Below are 8,269 nucleotides of genomic sequence, written 5' to 3' on the forward strand. Positions count from 1 at the left end.
TCCGGCTGCGCCGCAGCCGGGCGCTCGCGCGGCGCGAAGGCGCGCGGTCGCGTGAGGCGACCGAGGAGGTGCGGCGCCTTCGTGCCGAGCTCCGCCTGGTGCGCGCCGAGCGGGACGAGGCCATCGCGCGACTCGGCCTTGCCGACGCGCCGCGCGGACGCTGGTGGCTGAGGCGCGCGCCCGACGACCGTTTCCAGCGCGCGAAGCGCGCCTTCGCGCTGCGCTTCCATCCGGACCGGGTGCCGCGCGACGCGCCCGACCGCGCGCTCCGGCTTGCCGTGTTCCGCGACTACTGGGACGCGCTCCGCCGCATCGAGCGCGGGTGACCACCTACCCCTCGCCGCGCACCGCCTCGCGCACGGCGGAGCGGAACTCGCGCCGGTGCAGTTCCTGCAGCACGACGAGGCTCGCCGCCATGAAGGCGACCGGATGGACGATCCAGGCCAGCGCGGCGAGGCCGAAATAGTAGCTGCGCAGCCCGGTGTTGAAGTGCCGCGCCGCGCGGTTCAGCACGCGGGCGGCGGCATCCGCCTGCGCGAGATCGGCGGCCTCCGCACTGCGTGCCGGCATCGCGCCGACCAGGATGGAGGAATAGTTGAACTGCCGGAGCGCCCAGGTGAGCTCGAAGAAGGCGTTGACGAAGATCAGCAGCAGCAGCGCGATCTTCACCTCCCACGCCGCCTCGCTCGGCACGTCGGACCAGGGGAGGGAGGCGACGACGCGCCTGCCCATATCGGAGGCGCCGAGCATCGCGACGAGACCGCCCAGGATCAGGATGCTGGTCGTGGCCAGGAAACTCGTGGAGGTCATCAGGTTGCCGATCGCCGCCATGTCGGCGATGCGGTTCTCCCGCGCGAGGGTCGCGCGCATCCAGCGCCGCCGGTGCTCGTCCATGGCCGCGATGACGCTGCGCTCGCGGATGGACGGCACGCGATCGGTCAGCGTCGCGTAGCCGAGCCAGCAGGCGGCGAAGAGCGCGAGGGCGAGCCAGTCCAGGGTCGAAAGCGCGAGCATCCGGTCTCCCAGGAAAGCGAACGGCCGCCGTCCGGGGGACGGCGGCCGCTTTGCGAGGGCGAGGGTGCGTCCCTCAGGCCATCTTCATCTTCTTCTTCAGGTTCTCGTCGAGCTTGTTCAGGAAGGCCTGGGTGTTCAGCCAGGGCTGGTCCTTGCTGATCAGGATCGCGAGGTCCTTCGTCATGTGCCCGGCCTCCACCGTCTCGATGCAGACCTGCTCGAGCGTGTTGGCGAAGTCGACCACGTCGGGCGTGTTGTCGAACTTGCCGCGATAGGACAGGCCGCGTGTCCAGGCGAAGATCGAGGCGATCGGGTTGGTGCTGGTCTCGCGGCCCTTCTGATGCTCGCGGTAGTGGCGCGTCACCGTGCCGTGCGCCGCCTCGCTCTCCACCGTGTTGCCGTCGGGGCTGAGCAGCACCGAGGTCATCAGGCCGAGCGAGCCGAAGCCCTGCGCGACGATGTCGGACTCCACGTCGCCGTCGTAGTTCTTGCAGGCCCAGATGTAGCCGCCTTCCCACTTGAGGGCGGAGGCGACCATGTCGTCGATCAGGCGGTCCTCGTAGGTCAGGCCCCGCTTCTCGTACTCGGCCTTGAACTCGTTGTCGTAGATGGCGCGGAAGATGTCCTTGAAGTTGCCGTCATAGGCCTTGAGGATCGTGTTCTTGTGGCTGAAGTAGACCGAGTAGTTGCGCTGCAGGCCGTAGTTGAAGCTGGCGCGCGCGAAGCCCTCGATCGAGCTGTTCAGGTTGTGCATCATCATGGCGACGCCGCCGCCCTTGAAGGCGAATTCGCCGATCTCCTGCGGCGCTCCGCCTTCCGGCGTGTAGGTCATCGTGACCTTGCCGGCGCCGGGCACCTTCATCTCGACGGCGCGGTAGATGTCGCCATAGGCGTGGCGGCCGACCACGATCGGCTTCGACCAGTGCGGCACCAGGCGCGGGACGTTCTTGATGATGATCGGTTCGCGGAAGATCGTGCCGTCGAGGATGTTGCGGATGGTGCCGTTCGGGCTCCGCCACATCTTCTTGAGGTTGAACTCCTTCACCCGCGCCTCGTCCGGGGTGATGGTCGCGCACTTCACGCCGACGCCGTACTGCTTGGTGGCGTTCGCCGCATCCACCGTCACCTGGTCATCGGTCTGGTCGCGGTACTCGACGCCGAGGTCGTAATACTTCAGGTCGATGTCGAGGTAGGGAAGGATCAGCTTCTCCTTGATGAACCCCCAGATGATGCGGGTCATCTCGTCGCCGTCCATCTCGACGACGGGGGTCTTCACCTTGATCTTGGCCATGCCGATCTTTCCTCGGGGCCGTTCGGCCCGCCTTGCCTTCCTCGTGCGGCGCCGCCGCGCCCGGCCCTTCGGGCCGGCGGGACAATGCCAACCGGCCAGGGGGGCGGCAAGACCGGCCCGGTTGCGGCCGTTGCGCGTCCGGGATAGGCGGGCTGCATGACCCTGCCGCCCCCCGTGATCCGCGAGGCCGTCGAGTGCCCGCATTGCGGCGAGCCGACGCTGCCGAACCGCCTGGCGGATGGCGCCGTTGTCTGCTCCTGCGCGGCGGAGCGACCCTTGCCGCTTGCCGGCCCCGGGCCACGGCCCAAGTGACGGTCACCACGACGCACACCAGGATCGGGAGAACGCCATGTTGCTGCGCTGCGCGAGGGGGATGATGGCCGCCCCCGCCATGATGGCGGCACCCGTCGCGATGGGGGCCGGCCTCGTCTTCGCCACGGGGCTCGCCGTGGGAGCTGGCGCGGTCGGCGCCGCCCTGCTGGCCAAGCGGATGTACGAGGAACGCCAGGGCTGGCGTTCGGGCACGACGGCCGGCGGCGACCCGCTGCCGCCGCTCGACCCGATCCCGGACGTGCCGCCCGCAGCCTAGGGCCTGATCCGGCGACGGCGCTCCGGCCCGGTGAGTCGGTGGCTCACACCGGGTCCAAGAACACCCATGAGGATCGGTCCGGAAGCCCTGGCGGCGCCGCAGCTTTGCCGCGGCAACGCAGCGCGTCCTTCCCCGGGCCGGGCACCGAACTGGTCCCCGCAAGACCGCGAAGCGGTCTTGTGGGGAGGTGCTAGTCGGGCAGGATGGCAGTCGCCTCGATCTCGACGCGCGCCTCGCGCTCGACGAGCGAGACGACCTGCACCAGCGCCATGGCCGGGAAATGCCGGCCCATGACTTCGCGGTAGGCCGGGCCGAGTTCCTTCAGGCTCGCCCGGTACTCTTCCATATCCACCACGTACCAGGTGAGCCGGCCGATATGCTCCGGCCCGCCGCCGGCCTCCTTCAGCACCGCGAGGATGTTGCGTAGCGCCTGCCGCGTCTGCGCGACGAGGCCCTGCGGGAAGCGGCCCTCCGCATCCCATCCGACCATGCCGCCGACCAGCACCACGCGGCCGCGCCCCATCATGCCGTTCGAGTAACCGCGCGGCGCCGCCCAGCCCTTCGGCTGCAGCGCGGTGAGGGGCGAGGTCATGCGGCGGTCTCCGTCTGCGCCGCCTGGCGAAGCGCGAAGCGCTGCAGCTTGCCCGTCTCGGTGCGCGGCAGGGCGTCCACGAAGACGATGCTGCGCGGATACTTGTAGGGCGCGATCTCGCGCTTGACGTGGTCCTGCAGCGCCTTGGTCGTCGCTTCGTCCGGCGCGTGACCCGGATGCAGCACGACATAGGCCCGCACCACCATGCCGCGCTCGCCATCCGGCGCGCCGACCACGCCGCATTCCTTGACGGCGGGGTGGGTGAGCAGCGCGACCTCCACCTCCGGCCCGGCGATGTTGTAGCCGGCGGAGATGATCATGTCGTCGTTGCGCGCCTGGTACCAGAAGTAGCCGTCCTCGTCCTGGACATAGGTGTCGCCGGTGATGTTCCAGCCCTTCTGGACGTAGGCCGCCTGGCGCGGATCGGCGAGGTAGCGGCAGCCGGTCGGGCCGCGCACCGCGAGCCGCCCTGGTGTGCCGCGCGGCACCTCGTTGCCGCTCTCGTCCACCACCTTCGCCTCGTAGCCCGGCACTGGCAGGCCGGTGGCGCCGGGACGGATCTGGTCCTCGCGCGCACCGATGAAGATGTGGAGCATCTCCGTCGCGCCGATGCCGTCCATCAGCTTGAGTCCCGTGGCCGCCTGCCACGCCTCGAAGACCGGCTTCGGCAGCGTCTCTCCGGCGCTCACGCATTTGCGGAGCGACGAGAGGTCGTGTTGCGTGGCGAGGGCCGCCATGACGCGGTACGCCGTGGGCGCGGTGAAGCAGACCGTCGCGCGGTATCTCGCGATCGCGGCCGGCAACTCCTCGGGCGGCGCCTTCTCGAGCAGCACGGCGGTCGCACCGACGCGGAACGGGAACAGCACCAGCCCGCCGAGGCCGAAGGTGAAGGCAAGCGGCGGCGAGCCGATGAAGACGTCGGACGCCTCCGGCCGCAGCACCTGCGCCGAATAGCCGTCGCAGATCGCGAGCATGTCGCGGTGGAAATGCATCGTCGCCTTCGGCTCGCCGGTGGAGCCGGAGGTGAAGCCAAGCAGGCAGACATCGTCCGCCGCCGTGTCGCAGGCGGCGAAGTCGGGTGAGGCGGCTTCGCACATGGCTTCCAGCGCGCCATCGCCCCAGGTGACGAGGTGCTTGAGGTCCGGTGCCTCCGCCTTCCGCAGTTCCTCGACCAGCCGCGCATCGCAGAGTGCGTGGCTGATGCGCGCCTTGCGGAGCATCTGCCCGAGCTCCTTGGCCCGCAGCAGCGGCATGGTCGCGACGACGACCCCGCCCGCCTTGAGCACAGCGAAATAGGCGGCGATCATCCAGGCGTTGTTGGCGCTGCGCAGCAGCACGCGGTTGCCCGGCACGAAGCCGAGCTGCCGCACTAGCACGTCGGCGATGCGGTTCACCCGCTCCGCGAGCTGGCGGTAGGTCAACGTCTCGGCGGGCGTCACGATGGCTGGATGGTCGGCGCGGCCGCGCTCGAGGTTCCGGTCCAGCAGCTCCACCGCGCAGTTCAGCCGCGCGGGGTAGCGGAATTCCGGACGATCGAGCAGGAAGACCGGCCATTGCTCGCGCGGCGGCAAATTGTCGCGGGCGAAGCTGTCGAGGTGGGCGCTCGGCGAGAGCGCGGCATGCGTCATCATCCCGTCCATCTCCACCCCCTGGGTCATGTCATCCGCCGGTCGCGCTCGGCTCGCGCGATCACTACGCGCTGGATCTCGGACGCGCCTTCGTAGACACGCAACGCGCGGACCTCGCGGTAGAGTTCCTCGGCCTTGTGGCCGCGCGTCACGCCGAGTCCGCCATGGATCTGCACGCAGCGGTCGGCGGCGCGCTGCGCCGCCTCGGTCGCGTGCAGCTTCGCCATCGAGGCTTCGCGCGTGACCCGCGCCGCGCCGGAATCCTTGAGCCAGGCGGCGCGATAGACGAGCAGGGCAGAGGCCTCGACCTCCGTCGCGCTGTCCGCGATGGCCGCCTGCGACATCTGCTGGTCGAACAGCGTCGCGCCGAACAGCTTGCGGGCGCTGGCGCGCTCCACCGTCATGTCGAGCGCGCGGCGCGCGAAGCCGAGCGCCGCGGCGCCGACCGTGGCACGGAACACGTCGAGCGTGCCCATGGCGACCTTGAAGCCATCGCCCGGCTTGCCGATCAGGGCGTCGGCCGGGATGCGCGCCGCGTCCAGCGCGATGGTGGCGAGCGGATGCGGCGCGGTGACGTCGATCCGTGCCTCGATCGTCAGCCCTGGCGTGTCGGCCGGCACGAGGAAGGCGGAGAGGCCTTTCGCACCAGGCGCCTCGCCGGTGCGGGCGAAGACGATATAGGTCGCGGCGATGCCGCCATTGCTGATCCAGGTCTTCCGGCCGGTCAGCCGATAATGGCCGTTGCCGTCCCGCTCCGCGACGGTCGCGAGCGCCGCGACGTCGCTGCCCGCCTCCGGCTCGCTGAGCGCGAAGGCCGCGAGCGCGGTGCCGGCGCGCGCCGCGGGCAGAACGCGGTCGCGCTGCGCCGGCGTGCCGAAAAGGGTGACCGGCCCGGTGCCGAGGCCCTGCATGGCGAAGGCGAAATCGGCGAGCCCCGCATGGCGCGCCAGGATGTCGCGTGCGAGGCAGAGCGACCGCACATCGAGCTGCCCGTCGTCCGGGCACGGCACGCGCAGCAGCCGCGCTTCGCCCATCGCACGCACGAGGCGGATGGTGCTGCCATCCGCGTCGTGCTCGTCAGCCAGCGCTTCGGCATGGGCAGCGGCCCAGGCCTCGACCTCCGCGGCCCAATCCCGGTGGCGCGGCTCGAAGAACGGCCAGTCGAGGAAATCCCGGTCCGGCATCAGTCCCCCTTGAAGACGGGGCGCTGCTTCGCGACGAACGCGTCGTAGGCGCGGCGGAAATCCAGGGTTGTCATGCAGAGCGCCTGCGCCACCGCCTCCGCCTCGATGGCCTGGTCCATGCTCATAGCCCATTCCATCTGCAGCATCCGCTTGGTCATGGCGTGGGCGAAGGACGGCCCCTCGGCGATCTCCTTCGCGAGCGCGACGGCTGCGGCCGGCAACTCCTCCGGCGCGTGCAGCCGGTTGAAGAAGCCCCAGGCAAGCCCCTCGTCGCCGGGCAGGCTGCGGCCAAGATACAGAAGCTCGCTCGCACGGCCCTGGCCCACGATGCGCGGCAGGATGGCGCAGGCGCCCATGTCGCAGCCGGCGAGCCCGACGCGGTTGAAGAGGAACGCCACCTTGGCCCGCGGCGTGCCGAGCCGGATGTCGGAGGCCATCGCGATGATCGCGCCGGCGCCGGCAGCGATGCCGTCCACCGCCGCGACGATCGGCTGCGGGCAGGCGCGCATCGCCTTCACCAACTCGCCGGTCATCGAGGTGAACTGCATCAGCCCCTTGGTGTCGCGCTCCAGCAGCGGGCCGATGATCTCGTGCACGTCTCCGCCGGAGCAGAAATTACCGCCCGAGCCGGTCACGACGAAGGCGCGCACCGCGTCGTCATGCACGGCGGCGCGGAGGATCGCCGCCATCTCGGCATAGCTGTCGAAGGTGAGCGGGTTCTTCCGCTCCGGTCGGTCGAGCGTGAGGGTCGCGACCGCCCCCTCGACCTCGAGCTTCAGGTGCTGTGCGCGATAGGCGGCAAGCGGGCCGGAGATGGCGGTGATCATGGATCCTCCGGCGTCAGCGCGGCGCGCACCGAGAGCTTGGCGCGGCCGAGCAGGCGGAACAGGGTGGCGCGTTCCTCGGGCTCCAGCCCGCCGAGCAGCTCGGCGATCCAGGCCTCGTGCGCGGCGGATTGGCGGGCGAATTCGCGGCGCCCCTTCGGCGTCAGGCGCAGCAGCTGCGCCCGGCGGTCGCCGGGGCGCGCGCGGCGCTCCACCAGCCCTTCCGCCTCCAGCCGCGCGGCGAGGCCGGTCACGTTGCCGTTGCTGACCATCATGCGCTTCGATATCTCGCCGAGCGTCATGCCGCCGGCGCGGTCCAGCGCGGCCATGAGGTCGAAGCGGGGCAGGGTGGTGTCGAAGTCCCGGCGGAGCCGTGCGCGGATTTCGCCCTCGACCAAAGTCGAGCAGGTGAGCAGCCGGAGCCAGAGCCGCAGCTCGTCCTTGTGGCCGGGTGGCGCATGGGCCAGCGCGGTCTCGGCATCGACCACGAAGGGCTTCAGGTCGTCGGGGCTCATGTCTCGCCCCCGTCCACGGCGACGGCCTGGCCGTTGATGGCGCCGGCACCTGGGAGGCAGAGCATCAGCACTGCCTGCGCGACTTCCTCGGGCGTGACCAGGCGGCCCTGCGGATTGTGCCGGGCGAGCTCCGCCCGAGCCTCCGCCTCGCTGCGCCCGGTCTTGGCCACGATGCGGGCCACGCTCTCGGCGACGATGTCGGTGTCGGTGAAGCCGGGACAGACGGCGTTGACCGTCACGCCCTTCGCCGCGACCTCCTGCGCAAGCGCCCGCGCTAGGCCGACCAGCGCATGCTTAGCCGCGACATAGGCCGAGACATAGGCATAGCCCTTCAGTCCGGCGGTGGAGGCGATGTGCACCACGCGGCCGAAGCGCGCCTCCAGCATGGCCGGCAGCACGGCGCGGGTCATGGCGACGGCGCCCATCACGTTCACGCGCCACATGCGTTCGAACAGCGCGTCGTCGGACTTCAGGAAGGGTGCGCTCTCCGCCGCGCCGGCGGCATTCACCAGGATGGCGACCCGCGGCAGCGCAGGGGGTGCCGTCACGTCGCCGGGCAGCAGGGCCGCGGCATGGCCGCGCGCCACGACCTCGCGCAGCGGCGCCTCGCGCCGGCCCATCACGGTCACCCG

At 70.7% G+C, this 8,269-nt stretch carries 11 protein-coding genes; 3 read left to right on the top strand and 8 right to left on the bottom strand.

Annotated features, from left to right (window positions below):
* The coding region (locus L2I40_RS13790) for a hypothetical protein (RefSeq protein ID WP_237215538.1) at positions 1-326 on the top strand (326 nt) is incomplete at its 5' end.
* A gap of 4 nt (positions 327-330) precedes the next feature.
* Here the strand turns inward: L2I40_RS13790 and L2I40_RS13795 are convergent.
* Both L2I40_RS13795 and L2I40_RS13800 read right to left on the bottom strand, forming a co-directional pair.
* Positions 331-1,014: a DUF599 domain-containing protein gene (locus L2I40_RS13795; protein WP_237215539.1), complete on the bottom strand. Its 684-nt coding sequence runs from the start codon at positions 1,012-1,014 to the stop codon at positions 331-333.
* Positions 1,015-1,087: 73 nt separating this feature from the next.
* Positions 1,088-2,305: an NADP-dependent isocitrate dehydrogenase gene (locus L2I40_RS13800; RefSeq protein WP_237215540.1), complete on the bottom strand. Its 1,218-nt coding sequence runs from the start codon at positions 2,303-2,305 to the stop codon at positions 1,088-1,090.
* 156 nt (positions 2,306-2,461) lie between these two features.
* Here L2I40_RS13800 and L2I40_RS13805 point away from each other — a divergent pair, with 156 nt between their 5' ends.
* Positions 2,462-2,617 (top strand): hypothetical protein, encoded by a 156-nt coding sequence (locus L2I40_RS13805; RefSeq protein WP_237215541.1) that lies wholly within the window; start codon positions 2,462-2,464, stop codon positions 2,615-2,617.
* Positions 2,618-2,654: 37 nt separating this feature from the next.
* Positions 2,655-2,894 carry a hypothetical protein gene (locus L2I40_RS13810; RefSeq protein WP_237215542.1) on the top strand — a complete coding sequence of 80 codons (240 nt, stop codon included), beginning with the start codon at positions 2,655-2,657 and terminating at the stop codon, positions 2,892-2,894.
* A gap of 190 nt (positions 2,895-3,084) precedes the next feature.
* Here the strand turns inward: L2I40_RS13810 and L2I40_RS13815 are convergent, their stop codons facing one another.
* The 6 genes from L2I40_RS13815 to L2I40_RS13840 form a co-directional block, all read right to left on the bottom strand.
* Entirely contained in the window at positions 3,085-3,486 is a 402-nt protein-coding gene (locus tag L2I40_RS13815) for a RidA family protein (protein WP_237215543.1), read from the bottom strand.
* Positions 3,483-5,144 (bottom strand): benzoate-CoA ligase family protein, encoded by a 1,662-nt coding sequence (locus L2I40_RS13820; RefSeq protein ID WP_237215544.1) that lies wholly within the window; start codon positions 5,142-5,144, stop codon positions 3,483-3,485. The genes L2I40_RS13815 and L2I40_RS13820 overlap by 4 nt, the downstream gene beginning before the upstream one ends.
* Entirely contained in the window at positions 5,141-6,298 is a 1,158-nt protein-coding gene (locus L2I40_RS13825) for an acyl-CoA dehydrogenase family protein (RefSeq protein WP_237215545.1), read from the bottom strand. The genes L2I40_RS13820 and L2I40_RS13825 overlap by 4 nt, the downstream gene beginning before the upstream one ends.
* Complete coding sequence (locus L2I40_RS13830; RefSeq protein WP_237215546.1) at positions 6,298-7,125, bottom strand: enoyl-CoA hydratase family protein; 828 nt, start codon at positions 7,123-7,125, stop codon at positions 6,298-6,300. Before L2I40_RS13830 ends, L2I40_RS13825 begins: the two co-directional genes overlap by 1 nt.
* Positions 7,122-7,637 carry a MarR family winged helix-turn-helix transcriptional regulator gene (locus L2I40_RS13835; RefSeq protein ID WP_237215547.1) on the bottom strand — a complete coding sequence of 172 codons (516 nt, stop codon included), beginning with the start codon at positions 7,635-7,637 and terminating at the stop codon, positions 7,122-7,124. The genes L2I40_RS13830 and L2I40_RS13835 overlap by 4 nt, the downstream gene beginning before the upstream one ends.
* Positions 7,634-8,269: SDR family NAD(P)-dependent oxidoreductase (locus tag L2I40_RS13840; RefSeq protein ID WP_237215548.1), on the bottom strand; the 636-nt coding region annotated here is incomplete at its 5' end. The genes L2I40_RS13835 and L2I40_RS13840, both read right to left, overlap by 4 nt.

The organism is Falsiroseomonas oryziterrae, from assembly GCF_021864505.1.
GTDB classification, from domain to species: Bacteria; Pseudomonadota; Alphaproteobacteria; order Acetobacterales; family Acetobacteraceae; genus Falsiroseomonas; species Falsiroseomonas oryziterrae.